The sequence below is a fragment of the Ruegeria sp. B1 genome (assembly GCF_056535885.1).
In genome coordinates this window covers 2556597-2580300 of sequence record NZ_JBQFJA010000001.1, presented here as the reverse complement: position 1 = coordinate 2580300, position 23704 = coordinate 2556597, and the positions used below count along the sequence as shown (strand labels likewise).

Sequence of the window (23704 nt, the reverse complement as noted above, 5' to 3'; positions counted from 1 at the left end):
CAATCACACGCATCCAACATGTAATTCTTCCGAATCGGCCTCTATTGCAGCCAAATCCTGCCAGTGGCGCTGATAAACCGCCCCAAATTCGGGGCATTCCCTCTTGACCTCGGATCGCGCGATGTCATGAACGGTGGCATGAGTACTGCACGTTTGACGATTAACCTTCAGGCGCTCGCCAGCAATTGGCGGGCGCTCGACGCGAAAACCGATGTCGAAACCGGCGCCGTGGTCAAGGCCGATGCCTATGGCCTGGGCGCGGGTCCGGTGTCCAGTGCACTCGCCGAGGAAGGCGTCCGCAAGTTCTTTGTGGCCGTCGCCGAAGAAGGCGCAGCCGTGCGCGAGGCCACAGGCCCCGGCCCGATGATCGGGGTGTTTTCGGGACATATGGAGGGTGACGCAGACTTGCTGCGCGCTCATGACCTGACGCCGTTGATCAACACGCCGGAACAGTTTCAACGCCACACGCAGGCTCTGCCCGACCACACCTTCGGTATCCAACTGGACAGCGGCATGAACCGCCTTGGGCTGGAACCGGCAGATTGGGCGGCACTGCGTTCAAAGGCCGAGGCGCTCAATCCGGTTGTGGTCATGTCCCACCTGGCGTGTTCGGACGAGCCTGATCATCCGATGAATCAGCAGCAGTTGAAGACCTTCCGCGAGATGACCGAAGGCGTCAGCGCGCCGCGTTCCCTCGCGGCCACTGGCGGCACCTTTCTGGGGCCAGAGTTCCATTTCGAGTTCTGCCGCCCCGGCATCGGCATTTACGGCGGCATGCCGTTTGCCGCCGCCAAACCCGTTGTGACGGTCGATCTGCCGGTGATTCAGATCCGCGCACTTGAGGTTGGGGAAACCGTCGGGTACGGCAATACCTGGGCCGCGCGGCGACCGTCGCGCATCGCCACAGTGGCCGCGGGATATGCCGATGGACTGCATCGCGCCATCGGCGGCGGCATCGACACCTTTGCGGGCAGCCAGCCCTGCCCGGTCGTCGGCCGCATCTCGATGGACCTGATCACGGTCGATGTCACCGACCTGCCCAGCGACCCCGAACGCCTGCGCATCCTGAACGGACATCAGACCGTCGATGATCTGGCCGAGGCCGCAGGTACCATCGGTTACGAAATCCTGACATCGATGGGCAACCGCTATTCCCGGGGTTACGTGGAATGAGCCCTGTTGCGATGCTGGGCGGAGTGGGCCGCGTCGTCCTGAACCTGCTTGCGGTGTTTCGTCGGGTCGCCCTGTTTGCCCTCGATGCGCTCTCACACATCTTCCGCCCACCCTTTTACCCGCGTGAATTTGGCCTGGCCCTGCTGAACATCGGCTGGCTGTCGCTGCCGGTTGTCGGCCTCACCGCGATCTTCACCGGTGGCGCGCTGGCATTGCAAATCTACGCTGGCGGTGCTCGGTTCAATGCCGAGGCCGTGGTGCCTCAGATCGTCGCCATCGGCATGGTGCGGGAACTTGGCCCGGTGTTGGTCGGCCTGATGATCGCCGCCCGGGTGACCTCCTCGATCGCGGCTGAGATCGCGACCATGAAAGTGACCGAGCAGATCGATGCATTGGTCACCCTGTCCACACATCCGATGAAGTACCTGACCGCCCCGCGGGTTCTGGCGGCGCTGATCACGGTACCGGCGCTGGTCGCTGTCGGGGACGTGATCGGGATCGCGGGGGGCTACGCGGTCGCAACGCAGAATCTGGGGTTCAACCCGGCGACCTATCTCAGAAACACCGTCGACTTTCTGGAAACCCGCGACATTGTCTCATCCCTGGTCAAGGGCGCCGCCTTCGGCCTGATCGCGGCTGTAATGGGCTGCTATTACGGCATGACCTCGGGTCGAGGGGCGCAGGGTGTGGGTCGCGCCACCAAAGGCTCGGTCGAGGCCGCCGCCGTCCTGATCCTGGCGGCCAACTTTGTTCTGACAGGGGTGTTCTTCTCGCTATGATCCGAATGGAGAACGTACATAAGGCCTTTGACGACAACCACGTCCTGCAGGGGATGAACCTTGAGATTCCCAAGGGCACCTCGATGGTCATCATCGGCGGCTCGGGCACTGGCAAATCGGTGGCGCTGAAGTGTATTCTGGGCCTGATCACCCCGGACAGCGGCCAAATCTACGTGGATGGCAAGGACGCCCAATCCGGCGACCGGGATGCATTTCTGGCCCGCTTCGGGATGCTGTTTCAAGGCGGGGCCCTGTTCGACTCGCTGCCCGTCTGGCAAAACGTCGCCTTCCGCCTGCTGCGCGGCTCGCTGAAACGCCCCACCGAGGAAGCGCGCGAGATCGCCATCGAGAAACTCCGCCGCGTCGGTCTGAAATCCAACGTCGCCGACCGGTTCCCGGCGGAATTGTCAGGCGGGATGCAAAAACGCGTCGGCCTCGCCCGCGCCATCGCTGCCGAGCCCGAGATCATCTTTTTCGACGAACCCACCACTGGCCTCGACCCGATCATGTCCGGTGTCATCAACGACCTGATCCGCGAGATCGTGACCGAGATGGGCGCCACCGCGATGACCATCACCCACGACATGAGTTCCGCCCGCGCGATTGCCGACAACGTTGCCATGCTGCACGGAAGCGTCATCCAGTGGACCGGACCAGTCGGACAGATGGACGCCTCGGGTGATCCTTATGTGGAGCAGTTCATCAGCGGGAGCGCCGAGGGGCCGATTGAGGCGGTGCGGTGAGCGGTAAATCAAATGAAACATACAGCGAAGCGTTACACTACGCGCATATTAGCTACAGCTACTTGGAAGCCGCTTGTGCAATTTGGAGGAACTTGGAAACTGATGGCAACGACAGCAGGAAAAAACTGTTGTTGTCGTGCACCCATTGTCGCAGCTCCTCGGCCTTGCGCTAGAAATTTGCCTAAAGGGATTACTGGTTGCGCGAGGTAATAAGCCACCCCATGTTCATGATCTAGAGAAACTCTTCGGCTCCCTTAACGATACACACTTAGAGCAACAGATCAGTCAAAGCCTTCGGCATCTCAAGTTACCTGCAGACCTTCTTGTGGCCAACGGGCATACTGATCCTGTCGAACTTGAGGCGATGTACCGTAGGCACCATATTCATATTGCCTCGCTAAACTCAGTTTACAACGCGCCATTTATTTCAAGGTATCCTTCCGAAAAAAGCTTCATGATGCCCAACGTCGAGGCTCTGATCAAAATCATTAAAACAACTCAAGGTGCGCTCAACGATGAAACGCGGCTCTAGATGGGAATATCGATGCTCCGCCTCGCCACCCTTTCCCTGTTAATCCTCTACCCCATCGCGTGGTTCGCTCCCCTGATGCGCGCGGGGTTCCTGCCGATCTTCGGGCTGTCAGAGATCAGCGTCATCACCGGCCTCCAGTCCCTGTGGAAATCCGACGTCTTCCTTGCGCTGATCGTCACCATCTTCGCCCTTTTCGCGCCGTATATCAAAACCATCGGCACCGCGCTGGTTCAGTGGAACCTGCTGGATGTCCGCGTTCAGCCCGCGCTCAATATTCTCGGCAAGCTGGCGATGGCCGATATCTTCCTCATCGCGCTTTACATCACCCTGGCCAAGGGGATTTCCTACGCCACGATCGAAACCGCCTGGGGCCTGTACCTATTCACCGCCTGTATTCTCGCCTCCATCGCTTTGGGAATTCTGACCGAACGCCAGGTCAGGACCACCGCAGAGACCTGACGGCCCGGCGCGCCAGCGCCTGCCGCGGACGATGGCTCGCCGGGCCTGAGGACGCGGCGCCCCACCGGCGGTGAGGAGAGCCCGCAAGGGCTTGAAGAACCGTCCATCCTCGGGCACCAATTGCGCCATGGCCAAGACGACATCTTTTTCCTGCTCTGCCTGCGGTGCCACACATACCCGCTGGTCCGGACGCTGCGACGCCTGCGGCGAGTGGAACACCATCACGCAGGACGTCCCCCTGTCCGCGGGCCCTGCCAAAAAGTCGTTGGGCGGCAAGCGAGGCCAGTCGGTTACCTTGTCCGATCTCTCGACCGAAGAAACGCCGCCGCCCCGAACGCTTTGCGGCGTGGACGAGCTTGACCGGGTGCTGGGCGGCGGTCTGGTGCCCGCCTCGGCCCTGCTGGTCGGCGGCGATCCCGGCATCGGCAAATCCACCTTGTTACTGCAGGCCGCCGCCCGGTTTGCACGCGAAGGGGTCAAGACCATCTATGTCTCCGGCGAAGAGGCCAGCGCGCAAGTCCGGATGCGCGCGCGCAGGCTCGGGTTGGAGGATGCGCCCGTACAGCTGGCCGCCGAAACCAACCTGCGCGACATCCTGACCACGCTCGAGGCCGAAAAGCCCGGATTGGCCATCATCGACTCGATTCAAACCATGTGGGCCGACAATGTCGACAGCGCCCCGGGGTCGGTGTCGCAGGTTCGCGCCGCTGCACATGAGCTGACGACTTTTGCCAAGCGCCACGGCGTTTCTGTCATCATGGTCGGACATGTCACCAAGGAAGGCCAGATCGCGGGCCCCCGCGTTGTCGAGCATATGGTCGACACCGTGCTGTACTTCGAGGGCGAACGCGGCCACCAGTTCCGCATCCTGCGCGCGGTCAAGAACCGCTTTGGCCCGGCGGATGAGATCGGCGTGTTCGAAATGACGGGCAAGGGTCTGGCTCAAGTCACCAACCCCTCGGCCCTGTTCCTATCGGAACGCGGCAAACCCAGCCCCGGCTCCGCCGTGTTCGCAGGAATCGAGGGCACCCGCCCCGTGCTGGTCGAACTGCAGGCCCTCGTCGCCCCCTCGCCCCATTCCCAACCCCGACGCACCGTGGTGGGCTGGGACAGCGGACGCCTCGCGATGATCCTCGCTGTGCTCGAAGCGCGCTGCGGCATCCCGTTCGCCGGGCTCGATGTCTACCTGAACGTCGCCGGCGGCCTGAAAATCAGCGAACCCGCCGCCGACCTCGCCGTGGCCGCTGCGCTGCTCAGCGCCCGCGAAGACACGGCCCTGTCCGCTGACACCGTCGTTTTCGGAGAAATCTCGTTATCCGGGGCACTTAGACCGGCTCCGCAGACCGAAAACAGGTTGAAAGAAGCGCAAAAACTTGGTTTCACAGCGGCGATTGCTCCGGCAGGTGGCAAAACCGGCACTGTGGCAGGTCTGACACTCACCCGACCCACTGATTTGGTTGGGTTTGTTGGCGAAACCTTCGGAGCAGGTTAAAGTCGCGCCCGAGAGGCAGAAAAAAGAACAGGCGAGGGCCATGGAAGGTTTTACAATAATTGACGGGGTTGTCGCCCTGATCATCGTGCTGTCGGGCTTGCTGGCCTATTCGCGCGGCTTCATGCGCGAGGTTCTGGCCATCGCGGGCTGGGTCGCCGCCGCTGTTCTAGCCTTTATTTTTGCCCCGCAGGCGGTGCCGCTGGTCAAGGAAATCCCGGTGGTCGGGGATTTCTTGCGCGATAGCTGCGAATTGTCGGTGATCACCGGCTTTGCCGCCGTGTTTGCCATCGCTCTGATCGTGGTCAGCATCTTCACCCCGCTGTTTTCCTCGCTCGTGCAGCGGTCGGCCCTTGGTGGACTGGATCAGGCGCTTGGGTTCTTTTTCGGTATCGCCCGCGGCATCCTGTTGGTCGCGATCGCGTTCTTTGTTTACGACACGGTCATGACCGGTCAATCCTACACAATCGTGGATGAAAGCCGTTCGGCAAAGGTATTCGAGCAATTCAGCGACCGGATCGAGGAACAGAACCCCGAAGCGGCGCTGGGCTGGATCACACAGCAATATGAAGAGCTTGTTGGCAGCTGCGCCGCAGACTCCGAAAGCTCCGTCCAGACCGAAGAAGCCACGGAAAGCACCAGCCAGACCGAAGGAACCGACGGGCAGTAAGTTTCAAAACCCACCGTTTCAAAAGCCTGGTCTCAACCGGGCTTTTTTCACATGAACCCTTCGCCGCCGCAGACCGTGCAGCGTATTGTTTTCAAGCCAAAGCACCCATTGCACCGATCAAAGATCGGTTTGCCCAGGATATCGTGGCTTTTGACAACTTGGCCGGTTCCGTTGCAGATCTGGCAGGGCGCGCGTCCCATACCGCGGCACCGATGGCACCGGCGTTTGACGGGTTCTTCTTTTTTACGGGCGGGCCTGTTCTGCCACATCATTACCTGCCGCGCGCATTCCCTTGGGCTCTGAAACCCCTGATGAAAACAATGACAGCATATGACAGGGAAAATGTCACCTCTCTCGACACCGGGATTAAAATATCGCCGCCAACAGGCTTAGATTGTGATCCTTTGATGACAGCCGCGTCGTAAGGCATTATGTGAAGGCCAAGCCGCCACGGAATCGGAGCCACCGGTCTTGTTCTTTCTGTTTTCATTTGCGCTGGTCGCAGTGATGCTCGCCAATATGGCGTCGACGAAAGCAACACACCCGCACACCATCGCAAATTTGCGAACCATACGCTCCCGGCGACCGCTCACCCTCTGCGCAATCAACCCATAGACATTGGAGCCCGTACATGTGTGGGATTTTGGGGATCGCAAGCCGGACATATGATGTCTTTGCGGAAATCTATGACGGGCTGCTGATGCTCCAGCACCGGGGCCAGGATGCCTCGGGCATCGTCACCTATAACGGCGAGTTCTTTCGTGAGAAAAAGGCCAATGGCTTGGTCAAGGACGTCTTTAACGCGCAAGATGCCGAGGTACTTCTGGGCAAGGTCGGGATCGGTCATGTCCGCTACCCCACCGCCGGGTCGCTCAGCGCAGCCGAAGCGCAGCCGTTCTTTGTGAACGCACCCTATGGCATATATCTGGTTCACAACGGCAACATCACCAACACGGCGGAACAGCGCGAAAAAGTCACCGGAAAATACAGCCGCCACCTGCGCACCACGTCGGATTCCGAAATCCTGCTGAACGTGCTGGCCGACAAGGTGGCCGACGCCATCAAGGTCAACGGCAATGCCGATCCAATCCGCAACATCTTTGCCGGCGTGAAAATGACGATGGAGCGTGTACAGGGCGCCTATTCCGTGATCTGCCTGATCGCCGGTGTCGGAATGCTGGCCTTCCGCGATCCGTACGGCATCCGGCCTCTGTCGGTGGCCAAACGGGACGCTCCGGGCGATGGCGACGACTATGCCTTTGCCTCCGAGGATGTCGCCTTTGGTATCAACGGATTTGAAAAGCTGCGCGATCTGCGCCCCGGCGAGGCCATCCTGATTGATCTGGACGGCAATAAGCACGAGTTTCAGGCGGTTGAGGGTCAATTGACGCCATGTATCTTCGAATACGTCTATCTGGCGCGCCCGGATTCGCTGCTGGACGGCGTGTCGGTCTACAAGACCCAGATGCGCATGGGGCAGACCCTGGCGAAACAGATTCAGGACTCCGGCCTGGATATCGACCGGATCATCCCAGTCCCCGACAGCGCCCGCCCTGTTGCGCTGGAGGTTGCCAAGGCCACAGGGATCTCATACCGCGAAGGTCTGGTCAAAAACCGCTATGTCGGACGCACCTTCATCATGCCGGGACAGGAAGAGCGGCAGAAATCCGTGCGGCGCAAGCTGAACGCCGTCCCGCTGGAGTTCAAGGACCACAATGTTCTGCTGATCGACGACTCGATCGTCCGCGGCAACACAATCAAGAAAATCGTGCAGATGTGCCGCGAGGCGGGCGCCAAGAAAGTCTATGTCGCCAGCGCGTCTCCGCCGGTCAAGTTCCCGAATGTTTATGGCATCGATATGCCGACCAAGCACGAACTGATCGCTAACGGCAAAGAGATCGAGGACATCCGCAAGGAACTTGGCGCGGATGCCCTGTTCTATCAGCATCTCGATGATCTGATCTGGGCGGCGCAAGAGGGCAACCCCGAGATCGACGCCTTCGATTGCTCGTGCTTCGACGGCAATTACATCACCGGCAGCGTCAGCGATGGTTATCTGGACAGTTTGGAAAACACCCGCAGGGTCAGCAAGAAGAAAGAAGACATGCAGCTTGTCGGCGGCTCATGGAATTCGGCCAAGCTGGCCTCGGGCTGAGTTCTTTGCAGGTTTCATGTAATGGGCAGCGCCCCTGACCACCAGAGCTGCGAATCACACCGAACACTCGTGCGTTTGATAGAGGGCGCCAGTCAACCGGTTCCGCCCGGCATTGGTGGGTTTACGCCCACAACCCGAGGCAGAACCAAGCGCAAGTGCAAGGGTTTGCGGGCTCACCGAGCCCCGCCGACCGGCGGCACGTCGGGCACTCTTTTGTTCCCTTGCCCGGTTTGATAGTGACGGTCCCCTACCACTCACCAAACAGGGGTCCGGTACTGCCCGGGCCACATAGTATGCCAAACACCAACGTCAAAAGCGCGGCCACGCAGGCGGGCGCGTTGAAGAGGAATTCTGTATCGGTTCTGGGTATCTTTGGTCCCAAGGCCGATCTGCGGGCGCTGATGCGCTTGTCATCTGGCCGCGTGAAAGAGGTTAAGCCCGGCAGCCGCGTTGCCTCGGGCACGGTTGTGGCCATTGATGAAGATGGCATCATGCTGCGACAAAGCGGCCAGATCCGGCGGATGGCCATTCCCGGCAGCTAATCGCGTCTTGACGCGTCGCGTGCAGACGGTCAAACCGCAGCCATGACAGATCAGACCAAAATCGCCCTGATCACAGGGGCGTCTCGCGGGCTGGGCGCGGCTTTGGCCGAAGCCCTGGTGCCGCAATATCATGTCGTCGCCGTCGCCCGCACCACCGGCGGGTTGGAAGAGCTGGACGACCGCATTCAGGCCAAAGGCGGGACCGCCACGCTGGCGCCGATGGATATCACCGATCCGAATGCGATGGCGACGCTGTGTCGCGGCATTCATGACCGATGGGGGAAGATCGACCTGTGGATGCACACTGCGGTTCACACGTCCGCCCTGACGCCGGCCCATTTTGTCGATCCCAAGGAATGGGCCAAGGCGGTGAACACAAACGCCACCGCAACATCGGTCCTGATCCCCTATGTTGCCCCTTTGCTGGGAGAAGCCGGGCACGCCGTGTTCTTCGATGACCCCAAGGCGGGTGAAAAGTTCTACGGCATATACGGCGCGTCCAAAGCGGCGCAAATGGCGCTGGCGCGCAGCTGGGCGGCAGAGACCGAGCATACCGGTCCGCGCGTGTCCATCCTGGAACCGGCCCCGATGCCAACGGCGGTGCGCGCGCGGTTTCACCCAAGCGAGGATCGGGACGCGCTTACACCCACACACAGCGAAGCAAAACGACTTTTGGCCCTGCTTTAGGAATGGCCCTGCGGGCCATGCCTCCGGCGGGGATATTTTTGGCCAGATGAAGCGGGCGGATCAGGCGATGTGTACGCCGTTGCGCCCGGCCAGATCGACAAAGAATTGCCAGGCCACCCGACCCGAGCGTGCGCCGCGCGTAGCCTGCCATTCGATTGCGTCCGCTCTCAGAGCATCTTGTTCCACGCGGACGCCGTACGCTGCGCAATACCTGTCGATCATCGCCAGATACTCGTCCTGATCGCAGGGGTGGAACCCCAGCCACAGTCCAAACCGGTCGGACAAAGAGACCTTTTCCTCGACCGCCTCGGACGGGTTGATGGCGCTGGAGCGTTCGTTTTCGATCATATCCCGTGGCATCAGGTGACGGCGGTTGGACGTGGCGTAGAAGACGACGTTTTCGGGCCGCCCTTCGATGCCGCCGTCCAGAACGGCCTTGAGCGACTTGTAGTGCTGGTCGTCATGGCTGAAAGACAGATCATCGCAGAACAGGATAAACCTGTGTGGCGCGGCGCGCAGGTGGTTGAGCAAGCGCGCAACCGAGCCCATATCCTCGCGCTGCAGTTCCACTAGTTTCAGGTCAGGGTGATCCGATTGAAGGGCGCCGTGCACCGCCTTGACAAGGCTGGATTTTCCCATTCCCCGCGCACCCCAAAGCAGGGCATTGTTGGCCTTGAACCCGGCCGCGAAACGGCGCGTGTTGTTCAGCAAGGTGTCCCGGGAGCGGTTGATCCCGACCAACAGGTCCAGATCGACCCGATTGACCTGTTCGACCGGTGTCAGGCGATCCGGGTCCACATGCCAGACAAAAGCCGGGGCCGCATTGAAATCCGGTGCGGCCAATGGCGCCGGTGCCATGCGCTCTAGCGCGTCGGCGATACGGTTCAGGGCTTGGTCATCCATCGGTTTCTCCGGTCTGCCTGGCCGGGTTCAAACCATGTTCCAAGCACCACAACAAGAGCCACGAACGAAAAAGGCGCACCGACCATGGGCGCGCCTTCTCGCGATCGCGATGCAGACTACTTGTCGTTCTCAAATTCCTGCATCAGGTCTTCGTCCGCCTCAGCCTCTTCGTCATCATAGTATCCGTCGGCCCGCAGTTGCTCTTCTCGCTTCTTTTCGACCCGGGCGACAAGGAAGATGGAGATCTCGTACAGGCCGTAGACCACAACAAACAGGATGACCTGGGTGATCACATCCGGCGGTGTCACAATCGCCGCCAGAACCAGAATGCCGACAACGGCGTATTTTCGGACCGCGCCCAACCCTTCGGCGCTGACCAGTCCGGCCTTACCCATCAGGGTCAGCAGCACCGGCAACTGAAAACACAGGCCAAAGGCCACGATGAACTTGATAGTCAGGTTCAGGTATTCCTGCGCGGACCCTTGGAACACTACGCTCAGGGGGGCAGCCGCACCATCCGCGACCGCCTCGCCTTCGGTTCCGAACTGCTGAAATCCAAGGAAGAAATCATAGGCCAGCGGCGTGACGACATAAAAGGCAAAGCTTGCCCCCAAAAGGAACATGAAGGGGGACGCCAGCATGAAGGGCAGAAACGCGTTTTTCTCGGACCGGTACAATCCGGGCGCAACGAAGCGCCACATCTGCATGCCGATATAGGGAAAAGCAAGAATGAACCCACCGAGAAACGAGACTTTGATGGCAACAAAAACCCTTCCTGAGGCGAGATGAAAATCAGGCCGCAATCCTGCCCGCGCTCGGTCAGAACCTCGCAAAGAGGTTGCGTCAGAAAGTTAAAGATCGGTGTGGCCACCGTGAAACAGATGATCATGCCGATCAGAAACCCGACCACACAGTGAATCAACCGCGTGCGCAGTTCTGCCAGATGCTCGATCAATGGGGCCGAGGAATCCTCGATCTCGTCGGTCTTGGTCATGTTTTGCTTTCAGTGTCCAGCGCAGCTTCGGCTTCTTCCGCCTTGGCCAGCGCATCAGCGGCTTCCTTGGCCTTACGCTCGGCAGTGGCACGGGCCGAGGTTGCCTGAATCTTCTTGGCCTGTTCGGCCCGTTCTGCAGCCAGCTTTCCCGTTTCGCTGTCAGGGTCGAACTTGGTTGGATCTATGCTCTTGGCCATATCCTGCGCGGCCTTTTTTACGCCGTCCATGGCGTTGCCGACCGGATTCGTTGCCGCGTTCAGACCCTTCTTGATGTCGTTTACCCCGGCCTCATCCGCAGCCTCGTTCATGGCCGTGCTAAACTCGCGGGCCATGCCGCGGGCCTTGCCAAGCCATCGCCCGACATTGCGGAACAGCACCGGCAGGTCTTTTGGCCCGACTACGATCAGCGCAACGATCCCAATGACCAGAAGCTCGGTCCAGCCCAGATCAAACATCCCGGATTAGACCTTGTCTTTCTCGGATTCGGGCGTGACATCCTTGGCCAGCTCTGAGGCGTCCTGTTCGATTTCTTCAGAACCTTCCTTGATGCCTTTCTTGAACGATGTGATGCCTTTGCCGACTTCGCCCATCAGCGAACTGATCTTGCCGCGTCCGAACAGAACCAGGACAACCACCGCGATCAGCAGGATGCCCGGAAGACCGATATTATTCAGCATGTCTCTATCTCCTTCTGTGGCGGCGCTCCGTGTGCGCACCGCGAATGTGCTTTCACGCTGTGTTTACGCCCCAAAACCCGTCCACAAAAGGGAACCAGATCAATTTGGTGGTCAAATTTCAGGGGATTCCGATGTTTCTATGGGCTCGATTTTTTCAACTGACAGGTTTATGTCAGTTGTAAGTGGTTATGTCGGCGGTATCGAAACCCCGACTATGGAGACCGAAATGACTCATGTTGCAGAAATCGTCACCTTTACTCTCGCCAATGGGACTACGCCAGAGGCGTTTGTGAGGCTCAGTCAGGCCTCGGAGAGCTTTGTCCGCAGCACACGCGGATTTACACACCGACAGCTCAGCCAGGGCGAGGATGGCCGCTGGACCGACTATGTTATCTGGGAGGACATGCAGGCTGCGAAGGACGCAGCCGACCAGTTCCCACAGCAGGATTTTGCCCCGGCGCTGATGGCGGCAATACAACCTGACAGCGTACAGATGCGTCACGAGCATGTGTTATGGAACATGACCGCATGATGGGCGGCCCGGCGCCATACGGCAGACCCTATGCGCCGCACTGACCGTCTGTTCGATATCATCCAGATCCTGCGCGATGGTCAACTGCACCGCGCGCAGGACATCGCGGATCGCCTCGAAGTGTCGGTCCGCACTATATACCGCGACATGGACACGCTGGTGGCGTCAGGTGTGCCTGTCGAAGGTGAGCGTGGCGTCGGATACATGGTCCGGGAACAGATCACCCTGCCCCCGCTGAACCTGACCCCGGCTGAACTGGAGGCGCTGAATCTGGGTATGGCCATCGTGGCCGAAGCCGCTGATCCTGATCTCAAGGCCGCCGCAGACTCGCTTGCCGACAAGATCGACGCAGTGCTGCCGACTCAGGTGATTGCCGAAGCGGATGCATGGAAATTCGCGGTCTATCCCTTTGCGGATGCTGCGCGCGGACTGGCTCATATGGCCCCGATCAGGGCCGCCATCAAATCCCGCCAGAAACTGCACCTATCCTACCGCCGCATCGACGGCGTACTGACGGACCGGGTCATCCGGCCCCTGCACATGGAGTACTGGGGCCGTGTCTGGACGCTGACCGCGTGGTGCGAACTGAGAGACGGGTTCCGGGTCTTTCGCATTGATCTGATCGAAGCGGTCACAGCCTTGCCCGAACTCTTTGCAGACGAGCCCGGCAAACGGCTGAGCGACTACGACCCGCAGGCCTGACAGAGGTTGTTGTCCGGAACATGGGTCAGCGGCACGGCTGGCAACGGGCCGTTTCAACCTCACTGCAGATAGGGTTCCGGATCGACGGATTCAAAACCCTCGCGCACCTCGAAATGCACGTAAGCGTTGTCGCCGTCCCGCAGCTCGGCGATCTTCTGACCCCGTCGCACGCGATCGCCCTTCTTCACCGTGATTTCCTCGACATTCGCATACACGGTCAGCAGATCGTTGGTGTGTTTCACAACGATGATCGGAACCTGATCGGCATCGGCCGTGATTGCGGCAACCGTCCCGGCCTCTGCCGCCGTGACCGCGGTGCCCGGCGCTGCGGCTATGTCGATGCCCTCGTTCTTACCCTTGTCATAGGTCCGGATGATATTTCCGGACACGGGCAGCGACAGCGCGGAGGTTGCAGAGTTGCTGGGGGCTTCGGCAGTCACATCCGGCGCCTCAGGCGCCTCGGCCAACGGTTGGACATCTTCTTCAGGCAAAGGTTGGGTCGCACTGGGCGGCGTTGGCGTTGGCGAGCCCTGACCCGGTTCCGTTACCTCAGTCGCCGTGGCGGCTGGCGCCGCCGCAGCGGCCTGACGCGGCGCCGGCTGGTTCTTGACCGGTATCAACAGGTATTGTCCTTCGCGGATCGCGAAATCCGGCCCCAGACCGTTCCATTCGGCCAGCGCATCCACCGGCACCTGATACAGGCGCGAAATGGTATAGGCGGTCTCACCGCGCTTGACCTTGTGCCGGATCGGTTCGGGACCGGACGGTGCCGGTGCTGCCGCCGGCGTGATCTGGGCCGGTTCCAATGTCGATGTCTGAACGGAGCCTGTATCTGGCGCCTGATCTATCGCGGTTCCGGCAATCGAGGCGATGTCCACACCGCTGGCCGCACCAACTGTGCGCGGCAGGGCGATCACTTCACCGTCGCGCAATGCATCGTTGGGTTGCAAACCGTTGAACCGGGCCAGTTCGGCTGCTGGCAGTCCAACACGGGCGGCGACCTCATTCACTGTGTCACCCCGACGCGCGACGGCCACTTGATAGGTGGGATAGGTGATCACCCCCCGTGCATCCGGTGCGGGCCGGTTGGCAGTGGCAGCTTGAGCCGCCTGCGTGGTCGAAAACCCGCCGACCTGACCACGCAGATCATAGTCCAGTGGCCCGTTGCACCCGGCCAGAACCGCCAGAGCCACCAAACTGGTCGCACAGCGGCGCATTGTTGATTTGGAAACTGCTTTCATTGCTCTGTCCTCATCACCTGCCCCTGTTGTCCGGGGTTCCGGTGCCTAAATCAAACCGTTCTTTACGCCTCATCCCGCCCCAACCCCTCCAAAAGGGGCACAAACCGAACGGACGACAATTCGTCATAGTCCAGCCCGTCTTCGGTGCGCGTCACCTTTATCAGTTGCTGCACCGCATCCGACTGTCCCACGGGTAGCACCATAATACCCCCGATTTTAAGCTGCGCCAAGAGCGGGCCTGGCGGATCCTCTGCCGCCGCCGTCACGATGATCCGGTCAAACGGCGCCTGTTCGGGCAAACCGTGGGATCCATCGGTCAGCATCGCGGTCACATTGGTCAAACCCAGCTCTTTGAACAGCTTGCCGGTTTCGTGCACCAACCGCCTGTGCCGCTCGACCGTATAGACCCGGCGGGCCAGCTTGGACAGGATCGCAGCCTGGTACCCTGACCCGGTTCCAACCTCAAGCACCGTGTCACGCGGTCGCACGTCCAGCGCCTGCGTCATAAGCCCGACGACCGAAGGCTGGCTGATAGTCTGACCGCACGCAATGGGCAGCGGCATGTCCTCGTAGGCGCGATCCGCAAACAGCCCCGTGACGAACCGGCCCCGATCCACCTGCTCCATCGCCGCCAAAACCCGCGCATCCGTCACGCCCCGTTTGCGCAGGGCAAACAGGAACTGCATGACGGTTTCCGGGTTTCGTTCGCTCATTCGATCGACTTCAACGCCTCCAGCGCGTCATAGGCCGTCAGGTCTGCCCGCATCGGGGTGACAGATATGTAGCCTTCCAGATTGACCGCCGCATCCGTTCCGGGTGCTGTCGGGTTGTGCTGATACCCACCCTTGATCCACAAGAACCGCCGCCCCGAGGGCGAGCTGTGCGGTTCCACCGAAAAATGAGTGTCCTTTCGGAACCCCTGCGGCGCAACCCGTGTACCCAGCACCTCATCCGCAGGAACAGGGGGAAAATTCACGTTGTAGAACAAACGGTAGTCGACATCTTCCACGGGCGAGGCGTCCAAAATGCGCCGCACCAGATCGGCACCAAACCGTCTGGCCGGTTCAAACGGATCCTCGACGCCCAGGTTCCGCGGCCCGAAGTACTGCGACAGGGCGATGGCCGGAATACCCTGCAACGCGGCCTCCATCGCACCGCCGACAGTGCCAGAATACAGGGTGTTCTCGGCCGAGTTGTTGCCCCGGTTCACCCCGGACAGCACCAGATCGGGCGGGTTTTCGGCCATCACATCATGCAGGCCGGCCAGCACGCAATCGGCAGGCGATCCTTCGGCGGCAAAGCGGCTGTCGTCCAGCTTCGCGACCATCATCGGGTGCGTATAACTGATGCAATGACCGACGCCAGACTGTTCGAAGGCGGGCGCGACCACCCAGACCTCGCCATCAGGACCGGCCAGATCGGCTGCAATCGCCTCCAGCGTGATCAGTCCCGGGGCGTTGATCCCGTCATCATTGGTCAGAAGAATACGCATGTGCCCGATCTACCCCCGCGTTTCGCCCTTGATAGACGCCCCCCTGTGCTGCGGCAAGCAATGGGCGCGCGCAATCTGCGGCTTTCGCGCACCACTTGGACGGAAACTGTGGGACGCGCCGGATTAAACCGGGAAAACAAAGCACCGGTCACGGCGAATGGTCAGCCACATGACGCGCCCCGGATTTGGAACGAAAACATTCGGAACGGTTACCTTCAGGATTGAGCCGTCATAATCCATCCGAAACTCGACAAGGCTCTCATTTCCCAGAAAGCGGGCCCGGTCGACCACACCGCGCGCGGCTACGCCGTCCGTGGCTGTGGGCAGTGGTCCGCTGCCGTTTCGGTCGAAATCCAGTTTGACATGCTGCGGTCGGAATACGATTTCGACATCCGTTCCGTCCGGACAACCCGGCACCAGAAACTGACCAAAGGGCGTGTCGGCCAACGCTCCGTTAACTTGCGCGGGCAGCACATTGACATCGCTGAAAAAAGCGACGGCGGCCTTATCAGACGGGCGGGTGTAAACGTTGTAGGGCGCCCCTTGTTGCACGATCTTGCCCCGCCGCATCAGGGCGATCTCATCCGCCATCCGCATCGCCTCTTCCGGTTCATGGGTTACAAGCAGGACCGCGGTATCTTCCTCCTTGAGAATGGCCAGTGTCTCGTCGCGGATACCATCGCGCAGACGGTTGTCGAGGCCTGAAAATGGCTCGTCCATCAACATGATGCGTGGGCGCGGCGCCAATGCACGGGCCAGCGCGACGCGTTGCTGCTCGCCGCCGGACAGTTGATGCGGAAACCCGTCGATAAAGCGCATCAGGTCCACTTTGGTCAGTAACTCTTCGACACGGGCACGTTTTTCGTCCTTGCTGCCGCGCAGACCAAAGGCCACGTTGTTGGCAACGCTCAGATGCGGGAACAGGGCAAAATCCTGAAACATCAGCCCAATCTCGCGCCGTTCCGGAGGCACGCGGAAGACGGTGTCACAGATCAGTTTTCCGTCGACGTAAATCTCGCCCGAGTCCTGCATCTCGACCCCGGCGATCATGCGCAGAGTCGTGGACTTGCCGCACCCCGAGGGACCCAGCAAACAGGTCACCTGCCCGGCCTGCACGGTCAGCGAGACGTCATCCACCACAACCCGTCCCTCGAACCGGCGGATCATATTGCGAATTTCCAAACGAGGAGGAGCTGCGTTCACTATCACCGATGGACCCCGTTGCCTTTCCCGATCAAATCCATCGGGCTTGGGCGGGGATACCAACCCCGCCCTTCGGGTGCAAGCTGTCAGCTCTGCTGCGTCAGTCAGATTTCTACCTGGCACTCTTGAATGATCGGAGGCCCATACGTTTCATCGTGCCTTCGCGGAGCTGCGGACGGCTTTGGGGGCTCCTGTTGCCGCTGCTAACCATCGCGCCCGGGTTCATTGGGATCGCTGGAGAACAAGGCGATCTTGTTACCCTGAGGGTCGCGGAGGTAGCCGACATAAAAGTGGGCTCCATAGGACGCGCGAAAGCCGGGCTGACCCTCGTCCGAACCGCCAGCGGCAAGCGCGGCGGCGTGAAGGTCGCGCACCTGCTTTTGATTACGCGCCTCGAAGGCGGTCATGGTACCGTTACCAACCGAGGCCCGACGCCCGTCGAACGGCGGCTTCACATAGAATTCGGGAAACACCGGAGATTGGCCCGGTTCAACCGGCAGTGCATAGCTTAGGCCCTCGGGGCCTTCCTCGAACTCGTAGCCAAGAGCCGGCAGAAACGCAGAGTAGAACCGTTTCGCACCAGCAATATCATCGACTCCAACTGTGATATAGGCAATCATACGAAGCGTTCCTTCTCGGAGTGTCTTGTGAGCACCCTTACAAAACTGCTTGATCGCAGGTCTACTTACAAGTCCGCTCGGCACTGGTTTTTTGCTGAATGATTGATCAAGCCTGACATCAATGCGGCCCGACTTGATCGTGCGTTTTCAAGTCTTCTTGTTTGTGACGATCATTAAACGTGAACGTTCCCGCCCAATTCTATGCCCGCAGATCAAAATCAACGCCCGCGCGTACCTTTCCGTTTACCTGAATCTCAAGCAGATGCGCCCCAGGGACCAGTTTAAAGGTGGTGGCATCAGCTTTCAGTTTATGCCGCTTGTCCAATCTCAGCATTCCATCTTGTAAGGCGCTTTGCTTCAGCTTGTGCACCTTGGGCGACGTTTTTCCGCCGGGCCGTTGAAAGTGAATAATGTAATCCACCAGGACCGGCTGCGAACCAATACCCTTTAACTCAACCGAGAACTCCAGCGCGTCGCCGATCCGCGCGTCGCCCTTCAGGTCAATACTGACGGCAATCTCGGCATCGGGATCATAACCCAACATCTTCATCGCCTCGGGATGACCCGCCTTGACAAGGCCCCGCAGGGTATGGCCCGTCATCCAATTCAGTTCATCCTCGTTTTGCCGACCGACCGCCTGCCAGGACTGCAATCGATCCAGAACCATATCAGGGTCTTTTTTGGTGATGTCATTGAGGTGATTGGCCACCGAGCGGGTGACATAACGTGTCGTGTCGTCATGCAATCGGTCCAGCAACGGCAACGGATCAGTCAAATCCAACCCTACTGACTGACCCCACGGCAGACGCGGCCTTGTTCCTTCGCTGACCAGACGCCGCACGTGATAGCTGTCATGGTCGCACCAGTCTTGCATCCGTTTGATCACAAGATCCGGCTGGCTGTTCAGAAACGGGCGAATGGCCCATTCCATCGAAAACCGCTGCGTCAGCTCTTCGATAACATCCAGTGCAAGGTCCGGATGATCCATCCCGGTTGACGCCACCCATTCTCCCAAAGGCGCAAAGATGAAGTCTCCGAAATCGTCATCCGTTCTTGTGGGGTCCAGAGGTGGCGGCAGGGCTTTCAGCAGGACAGGTGACACCTCGGGCAACTCGCCGGGAAAGGCCTGTTCCAGGCATTCCGCGATCCAGGTAATGCGCTCCTTCAACTCCAGATCGGGAAGGCGCGACATAACCTGTGTTTCAAACGCCTGCGCATCAAAAGACGGCTCTGCATCACCAAACAGACTGGCAAGATAGCGTGTCTTGTCTGCATTAAACAGCTGATCTTTCAAGGAGAAATTCTGTGCCATGATCACATCGTCAAATTTGTTGCGCCGCCATCGAGCAGGATGTTCTGCCCCACGATGAACCCGGCGTTTTGCGAGCATAAAAAGGCGCAGGCCGCACCAAATTCCTGCCGGGTCCCGTACCGTCGCGCAGGAATTGTTGCCGCGCGTTCGGCGCGTGCCGCATCAATTGAAATTCCCTTTTGTTCAGCAACACCCATGTCCAGTGAATCCGCGCGGTCGGTTGCGTGAATACCGGGCAACAGGTTGTTGATTGTCACGCCATGCGGCGCCACCTGCCGCGCTGTGCCCGCGACGTAGCCGGTCAGTCCTGTGCGCGCAGCATTTGACAACCCAAGCACAGCAATCGGCGCTCGCACCGATTGCGAGGTGATGTTGACCACCCGGCCCCATCCTGTGTCCATCATTCCGGGCAAGAGCGCCTTCATCAAGGCAATCGGCGTCAGCATGTTGGCATCCAAAGCTTTGATGAAGTCCGCACGCTCCCAGTCCGACCACAGCCCGGGGGGCGGTCCACCCGCATTGGTCACCAGAATATCGACGCCCTCTGCGGCCGCGATCACCTGAGCCTGACCTTCGGGCGAGGTCACATCACAGGCCACAGTCTGCACCTCGACGCCATGCTCGGACCGCAGATGCGCCGCCTCGGCTTCCAACGCCTTTCCACCACGCGCGTTCATCACAAGGTCCACACCAGCCGCGGCAAGGGCCTCGGCGCAGCCGAGACCCAGACCTTTGCTACTGGCACATACCAGCGCGCGTTTTCCACGAATTCCCAGATCCACCGTGACTCTCCCTATTAACTCTTGCCGACCATCTAGCATCGGCCAAACACGGAAGGCCAGAAACGGTTTCGCCAGGTTGATTCAAATGTCAGTAAAAGAACTCTTCACGCACGATCTTGCCATCCGCGACGTGGTAAACAGCGACTTCTTTCATATCAAAACTCTCGCCGCTTTCTTTCACCTTGCCCTGCACTTCGAAGATCACGGCAAAGCGGTCATCTCCGTGCGGGAACGGATCGCTGATCGACCCGCCCGAAACTTCATGAGCACCGTCCCACCATTCGTGCTTGCCACGGATTGCATCGCGGCCGCGGGTTTCACGCCCCATGTCCATTGCGTCTGCCGCTTCGACCGAAACAGCATCTTCAGCATAAAGCTTGTCCAGATTTTCCTTGGCCCGACCTTTCCGACATCCGGCCACCAGTTCGTCTGCGATTTCTTTCAAATTCATCGGTCCACTCCATCTTTTGTTCACTATATGTTCTTTTTGGCATACCTCCCCGATTCGGAACACCCCCTTTGTCTTGCCTCGGCGTGTTTCCCCGCCTATACGCGCGCTCATGCTTGATACCTCGAACCAACCCGCCCTGCCGCCCGAGATTGCCCGGCGAAGAACGTTCGCCATCATCTCGCACCCGGATGCGGGCAAAACGACGCTGACCGAAAAGTTCCTTCTGTACGGAGGCGCGATCCAGATGGCAGGTCAGGTGCGTGCCAAGGGCGAAGCACGCCGCACGCGGTCGGACTTCATGCAGATGGAAAAGGATCGCGGTATCTCGGTGTCCGCCTCAGCCATGTCCTTCGACTACGGCGACTTCCGATTCAATCTTGTCGACACGCCCGGCCACAGCGACTTCTCGGAAGATACTTACCGCACCCTGACTGCGGTGGATGCCGCCGTGATGGTGATTGACGGTGCGAAGGGTGTTGAAAGCCAGACGCAGAAACTGTTCGAAGTCTCCCGCCTGCGCGATCTGCCGATCCTGACCTTCTGTAACAAGATGGACCGCGAAAGCCGCGATACGTTCGAGATCATCGACGAAATTCAAGAGATGCTGGCCATCGACGTCACCCCGGCCGCATGGCCAATTGGCGTGGGCCGCGACTTCATCGGCTGCTACGACATGCTGCGTGACCGGCTGGAACTGATGGACAGGGCCGACCGCAACAAAGTGGCCGAGAGCATTGAGATCAATGGGCTAGACGACCCGAAACTGGCCGAACATGTGCCCGAGCACCTGCTGGACACACTGCTGGAAGAGGTTGAGATGGCGCGCGAACTGTTGCCGGCGCTCGACCCACAGGCCGTGCTTGAAGGGCATATGACACCCATCTGGTTCGGCTCGGCCATCAATTCGTTTGGCGTAAAGGAGTTGATGGAAGGCATCGGCGCCTATGGCCCGCAGCCGCAGGTGCAGTCTGCCGAGCCCCGGCAGATCGCACCGGATGAAAAGAAGGTCGCCGGGTTTGTCTTCAAGGTGCAGGCCAATATGGACCCCAAGCACCGCGACCGGGTCGCGTTTGTGCGCATGGCAAGCGGTCATTTCAAACGCGGCATGAAACTGACCCATGTGCGGTCCAAAAAACCGATGGCAATCTCGAACCCGGTTTTGTTTCTCGCGTCTGACCGGGAACTGGCAGAAGAAGCTTGGGCCGGGGATATCATCGGCATCCCCAACCACGGCCAGTTGCGCATCGGTGATACGCTGACCGAAGGCGAAGCAATCCGCGTAACCGGCATCCCCTCCTTCGCGCCGGAATTGCTGCAAACCGTCCGTCCAGGCGATCCGATGAAGGCCAAGCATCTGGAAAAGGCCTTGATGCAGTTTGCCGAGGAAGGCGCGGCCAAGGTATTCAAACCCTCGATCGGCTCGGGCTTCATCGTGGGCGTCGTCGGCGCGCTGCAATTCGAAGTGCTCGCCAGCCGGATCGAGATGGAATACGGCCTGCCCGTGCGGTTCGAGGCGTCTCAGTTCACCTCGGCCCGTTGGGTGAGCGGCGAGAAGGCCGAGGTCGAGAAATTCGTGAACGCCAACAAACAGCACATCGCCCATGATCATGACGGCGACATTGTCTACCTGACCCGTCTGCAATGGGATATCGACCGGGTTGAGCGCGACTATCCGGCGCTGACGCTAACCGCGACCAAAGAGATGATGGTGTGAGGCAACTGGCTGATTGCGCTGCCGAGTCTGGCTGTGCAATCCTGACCGTATGAGCGACAACGACCTCACCTTTCCCGGCGGTCTGCCCGACATGCTGGACACACTCGAGAACAGGCGCAATCCGTTCGTATTTGGCACCGAAACCTTGCCCGGTCTGGATGTGGATCTGGTCGCGTTGGCGGCGCGCACCGCATCTGAAGACGCAACAGTTCTACCCGCGGGCACGCACACCTCTTGGGATCGTAAACGCATTCGGATCGCAAAAGAGTTTGTCGGCAATTCCGAGCTTGCGTTTCTCAATGCCCAATTGATTTCGAACCTCCGGAAACGCTCTTTTCCGCGCCACGCACCGGCCCTGTTCTGTCGCCTCTGGACCGAGCAATCCGACCACCTGTTATCGGCGCTTGATCTGCGTTGGCTGGTCTCTTCCATTCAGACATTCGCCGATCACGGGCAAACGCCCACACAACGCGAGGTCGGCCATGCCATGCGCATGCTGTTCGGCCTGATGAAACTCTATGAGTTCGAGCGTCTGTTCTCCGGTCAGGCGCCCGACACACCCTACAGGTTTCGTGACAAGTCGGACGCAACGCTGCCTTTCGAGATGCGGTCGTTTTCTCTGGAAGATGGTGGCTTGGTCATCAGCCTTATCGCGCCGATCTGGACCAAGGCGCTGCACGATCCCACCATCGCACCACTGGCCGATCACTTGATGACCGAGTTGAACAAGGACCCCGGAACGGTCTTTCGCAGATTGAAACGTATGCGCGACATACGCATCGCACGGCAATCGCGCGCATGACCACCTGGGGGATCGTCTCTACGGTTCGGGGGCCAACGGATGACATCCTGCGGTTTGTGGCGCATCACCTCGATCTTGGGGTGGACCACATGTATCTCTATCTGGACGAACCCAACCCGGACACCCTCGAAACGCTCCGGTCGTACCCCAGGATCCGCATTCGCAATTGCGACGCGGCGTTCTGGCAACGACGGCGACGGGACCGGCCCGACACGCATCAGGTGCGACAGACATACCACGCCAGTTACACCTACCGAAAAAACCACGTGGACTGGCTGGCCCATATCGATCTGGACGAATTCCTCTGGTCCGAGGACGCAATTGAGCATGTCCTGCGGGGCATACCGGCCGATCAGAACATCGCGCGTGTCCGGCCGATCGAAGCGATGGCGGGCGGCCAGGACCTTTACAAGGCGCATATTCCAAGAGGGCCGGAGCGCGAGGCTTTGGTTCAGTCGCTCTATCCCAATTACGGCGCGTTTGTCCTGGGCGGGTTCCTGAGCCACGTTCAGGGCAAACTGTTCGTGCGAACCGGACTGGAAAAAATCAACTTCCGCATCCACAACGTGTTTCAGAACAAGGAACTGGTCAAACACAGCATCGAGCTGCCGCAGATCGATCTGTGCCATCGTCATGCGCCAGATTGGGATCATTGGTTTGCGCACTGGCGGTTTCGCCTCGAACGCGGATCCTACAGGCCCGGAATGTCCCCCAACGCGCCGCGAGAGCTGGGTGGCCTGAACATGAACGAGTTGCTGACCTGGATCGAGGCCGAGCACGGGTTGGACGGCCTGCGCGCGTTTTATGATGAAATGAGCGGTGCAGACCCCGCCGTGCACGCCCGATTGGCAGCGCAGGGCCTGATCAAGCACAGGCCCCTGAACCTGGATGCAAAGGTTGCGAAACACTTTCCGGGAAGTGGCTGAATTGTTGCGGAAAATCCCGGCGTGACCGGCTGGCGCGCCTGTATACTTGACTTCAATTGACCCCGCCCCGCGTTTTTGTTATGTCCGCGCCCAAGCCGAAACGCGTGAAAAGCGCGTGGCCATC

The 23704-nt window shown here is 59.8% G+C and carries 26 protein-coding genes and 1 pseudogene; 15 read left to right on the top strand and 12 right to left on the bottom strand.

Going from position 1 to position 23704, the window contains the following annotated elements:
• Window positions 1-138 precede the first annotated feature (138 nt).
• From alr to ACR3ES_RS12705, 10 genes are all read left to right on the top strand, one after another.
• On the top strand, window positions 139-1173 hold the full coding sequence (gene alr, locus ACR3ES_RS12750) for an alanine racemase (RefSeq protein ID WP_170434349.1): 1035 nt from the start codon (window positions 139-141) through the stop codon (window positions 1171-1173).
• Window positions 1170-1952, top strand: coding sequence for an MlaE family ABC transporter permease (locus ACR3ES_RS12745; protein WP_170434350.1), 783 nt, complete (start codon window positions 1170-1172; stop codon window positions 1950-1952). The genes alr and ACR3ES_RS12745 overlap by 4 nt, the downstream gene beginning before the upstream one ends.
• Entirely contained in the window at window positions 1949-2695 is a 747-nt protein-coding gene (locus ACR3ES_RS12740; protein WP_170434352.1) for an ATP-binding cassette domain-containing protein, read from the top strand. The genes ACR3ES_RS12745 and ACR3ES_RS12740 overlap by 4 nt, the downstream gene beginning before the upstream one ends.
• A 145-nt stretch (window positions 2696-2840) precedes the next feature.
• A complete protein-coding gene (locus ACR3ES_RS12735) occupies window positions 2841-3227 on the top strand; it encodes a HEPN domain-containing protein (RefSeq protein ID WP_480634723.1) in 387 nt (128 codons plus the stop codon).
• A 12-nt stretch (window positions 3228-3239) separates the two neighbouring features.
• Window positions 3240-3686: a paraquat-inducible protein A gene (locus tag ACR3ES_RS12730; protein WP_170434356.1), complete on the top strand. Its 447-nt coding sequence runs from the start codon at window positions 3240-3242 to the stop codon at window positions 3684-3686.
• 127 nt (window positions 3687-3813) lie between these two features.
• Entirely contained in the window at window positions 3814-5178 is a 1365-nt protein-coding gene (radA, locus tag ACR3ES_RS12725; RefSeq protein ID WP_170434491.1) for a DNA repair protein RadA, read from the top strand.
• Between the two features lie 40 nt (window positions 5179-5218).
• The gene (locus ACR3ES_RS12720) at window positions 5219-5845 is read left to right on the top strand and encodes a CvpA family protein (RefSeq protein WP_170434358.1); all 627 of its coding nucleotides are present in this window, start codon (window positions 5219-5221) and stop codon (window positions 5843-5845) included.
• 631 nt (window positions 5846-6476) lie between these two features.
• Window positions 6477-8000: an amidophosphoribosyltransferase gene (gene purF, locus ACR3ES_RS12715; RefSeq protein ID WP_170434360.1), complete on the top strand. Its 1524-nt coding sequence runs from the start codon at window positions 6477-6479 to the stop codon at window positions 7998-8000.
• A 293-nt stretch (window positions 8001-8293) separates the two neighbouring features.
• Complete coding sequence (locus tag ACR3ES_RS12710) at window positions 8294-8542, top strand: hypothetical protein (RefSeq protein ID WP_170434362.1); 249 nt, start codon at window positions 8294-8296, stop codon at window positions 8540-8542.
• A 42-nt stretch (window positions 8543-8584) separates the two neighbouring features.
• The gene (locus ACR3ES_RS12705; RefSeq protein WP_170434364.1) at window positions 8585-9229 is read left to right on the top strand and encodes an SDR family NAD(P)-dependent oxidoreductase; all 645 of its coding nucleotides are present in this window, start codon (window positions 8585-8587) and stop codon (window positions 9227-9229) included.
• 60 nt (window positions 9230-9289) lie between these two features.
• On the opposite strand, the gene ACR3ES_RS12700 is transcribed toward ACR3ES_RS12705, so the two are convergent.
• The 4 genes and pseudogenes from ACR3ES_RS12700 to ACR3ES_RS12685 all read right to left on the bottom strand — a co-directional run bounded on the left by ACR3ES_RS12700 (window position 9290) and on the right by ACR3ES_RS12685 (window position 11803).
• Window positions 9290-10132 carry an ATP-binding protein gene (locus ACR3ES_RS12700; RefSeq protein WP_170434366.1) on the bottom strand — a complete coding sequence of 281 codons (843 nt, stop codon included), beginning with the start codon at window positions 10130-10132 and terminating at the stop codon, window positions 9290-9292.
• 116 nt (window positions 10133-10248) lie between these two features.
• Window positions 10249-11126 (bottom strand): annotated as a pseudogene (gene tatC / locus ACR3ES_RS12695) (twin-arginine translocase subunit TatC).
• Complete coding sequence (gene tatB / locus ACR3ES_RS12690; RefSeq protein ID WP_170434370.1) at window positions 11123-11581, bottom strand: Sec-independent protein translocase protein TatB; 459 nt, start codon at window positions 11579-11581, stop codon at window positions 11123-11125. The pseudogene tatC and the gene tatB overlap by 4 nt, the downstream one beginning before the upstream one ends.
• A gap of 6 nt (window positions 11582-11587) precedes the next feature.
• Window positions 11588-11803 (bottom strand): twin-arginine translocase TatA/TatE family subunit, encoded by a 216-nt coding sequence (locus ACR3ES_RS12685; RefSeq protein ID WP_170434372.1) that lies wholly within the window; start codon window positions 11801-11803, stop codon window positions 11588-11590.
• A 226-nt stretch (window positions 11804-12029) separates the two neighbouring features.
• Here ACR3ES_RS12685 and ACR3ES_RS12680 point away from each other — a divergent pair, with 226 nt between their 5' ends.
• Together ACR3ES_RS12680 and ACR3ES_RS12675 are read left to right on the top strand one after the other, a co-directional pair.
• Entirely contained in the window at window positions 12030-12335 is a 306-nt protein-coding gene (locus ACR3ES_RS12680; protein ID WP_170434374.1) for a hypothetical protein, read from the top strand.
• A gap of 30 nt (window positions 12336-12365) precedes the next feature.
• Complete coding sequence (locus ACR3ES_RS12675) at window positions 12366-13037, top strand: helix-turn-helix transcriptional regulator (protein ID WP_170434375.1); 672 nt, start codon at window positions 12366-12368, stop codon at window positions 13035-13037.
• A gap of 59 nt (window positions 13038-13096) precedes the next feature.
• On the opposite strand, the gene ACR3ES_RS12670 is transcribed toward ACR3ES_RS12675, so the two are convergent.
• The 8 genes from ACR3ES_RS12670 to ACR3ES_RS12635 form a co-directional block, all read right to left on the bottom strand.
• On the bottom strand, window positions 13097-14278 hold the full coding sequence (locus ACR3ES_RS12670) for a peptidoglycan DD-metalloendopeptidase family protein (protein ID WP_170434377.1): 1182 nt from the start codon (window positions 14276-14278) through the stop codon (window positions 13097-13099).
• A 62-nt stretch (window positions 14279-14340) separates the two neighbouring features.
• Complete coding sequence (locus ACR3ES_RS12665) at window positions 14341-14991, bottom strand: protein-L-isoaspartate(D-aspartate) O-methyltransferase (protein ID WP_170434379.1); 651 nt, start codon at window positions 14989-14991, stop codon at window positions 14341-14343.
• The gene (gene surE / locus ACR3ES_RS12660) at window positions 14988-15770 is read right to left on the bottom strand and encodes a 5'/3'-nucleotidase SurE (protein ID WP_170434381.1); all 783 of its coding nucleotides are present in this window, start codon (window positions 15768-15770) and stop codon (window positions 14988-14990) included. The genes ACR3ES_RS12665 and surE overlap by 4 nt, the downstream gene beginning before the upstream one ends.
• A 123-nt stretch (window positions 15771-15893) precedes the next feature.
• Complete coding sequence (locus tag ACR3ES_RS12655) at window positions 15894-16937, bottom strand: ABC transporter ATP-binding protein (RefSeq protein ID WP_480425431.1); 1044 nt, start codon at window positions 16935-16937, stop codon at window positions 15894-15896.
• A gap of 239 nt (window positions 16938-17176) precedes the next feature.
• A complete protein-coding gene (locus ACR3ES_RS12650; RefSeq protein ID WP_170434383.1) occupies window positions 17177-17593 on the bottom strand; it encodes a VOC family protein in 417 nt (138 codons plus the stop codon).
• Between the two features lie 199 nt (window positions 17594-17792).
• A complete protein-coding gene (locus tag ACR3ES_RS12645; RefSeq protein WP_170434384.1) occupies window positions 17793-18905 on the bottom strand; it encodes a hypothetical protein in 1113 nt (370 codons plus the stop codon).
• Window positions 18906-18907: 2 nt separating this feature from the next.
• Window positions 18908-19687: an SDR family oxidoreductase gene (locus tag ACR3ES_RS12640; protein WP_170434386.1), complete on the bottom strand. Its 780-nt coding sequence runs from the start codon at window positions 19685-19687 to the stop codon at window positions 18908-18910.
• 88 nt (window positions 19688-19775) lie between these two features.
• Window positions 19776-20138: a nuclear transport factor 2 family protein gene (locus ACR3ES_RS12635; protein WP_170434388.1), complete on the bottom strand. Its 363-nt coding sequence runs from the start codon at window positions 20136-20138 to the stop codon at window positions 19776-19778.
• 109 nt (window positions 20139-20247) lie between these two features.
• Between ACR3ES_RS12635 and ACR3ES_RS12630 the strand changes: the two genes are divergently transcribed.
• The 3 genes from ACR3ES_RS12630 to ACR3ES_RS12620 are packed head-to-tail and all read left to right on the top strand — an operon-like array spanning window position 20248 to window position 23580.
• A complete protein-coding gene (locus ACR3ES_RS12630) occupies window positions 20248-21852 on the top strand; it encodes a peptide chain release factor 3 (RefSeq protein ID WP_170434390.1) in 1605 nt (534 codons plus the stop codon).
• Window positions 21853-21901: 49 nt separating this feature from the next.
• Window positions 21902-22654, top strand: coding sequence for a hypothetical protein (locus ACR3ES_RS12625; protein WP_170434391.1), 753 nt, complete (start codon window positions 21902-21904; stop codon window positions 22652-22654).
• On the top strand, window positions 22651-23580 hold the full coding sequence (locus ACR3ES_RS12620; RefSeq protein WP_170434393.1) for a glycosyltransferase family 2 protein: 930 nt from the start codon (window positions 22651-22653) through the stop codon (window positions 23578-23580). The genes ACR3ES_RS12625 and ACR3ES_RS12620 overlap by 4 nt, the downstream gene beginning before the upstream one ends.
• Window positions 23581-23704: the final 124 nt, after the last annotated feature.